General features: G+C 61.4%; 1 pseudogene. It reads right to left on the reverse strand.

Annotation, left to right across the window (positions count from 1 at the left end):
* A pseudogene (locus A3722_RS13230) lies at positions 1-399 on the reverse strand (PQQ-binding-like beta-propeller repeat protein); the annotation flags it as partial.

A 399-nucleotide genomic window follows, 5' to 3' on the forward strand; every position in this document is an offset into this window, starting at 1 on the left:
CAACCGCGTGCAATGTCGCGTTCATCGTTCCGATGTAGACGCGCTTTTCGCAAACCCCTTGCAACCCGCTCTGCCAATAGGCCACACCGCGATTCTTCAACGCGGGCTGGGTCAGCGCCTCGAGCACCGTCTCGGGCTCATAGGACCAGCGTTCCTCGCCGGTCGCGGGATCGAGCGCGAGTATGCGGTAGAACGGAGTCCCGAGATACAGTGTCTCGTTGGCGTAGATCGGTGTCGCCGACCACACGGTTTGCGGCAGCTCGTCGCTGCCGTCGGCCGCGTCCCCGGTTTCAACCGACCACACCCTTTCAAGTCTTTGGACCGTCTCGGGTGTGAAGGAGCTTACGGGAGAATACTTTTGCGCCGCAAGATTGCCGTTGAACGTCGTCCAGTCGGTGG

This window comes from Sulfitobacter sp. HI0027 (assembly GCF_001634775.1).
Lineage (GTDB): Bacteria > Pseudomonadota > Alphaproteobacteria > Rhodobacterales > Rhodobacteraceae > Sulfitobacter.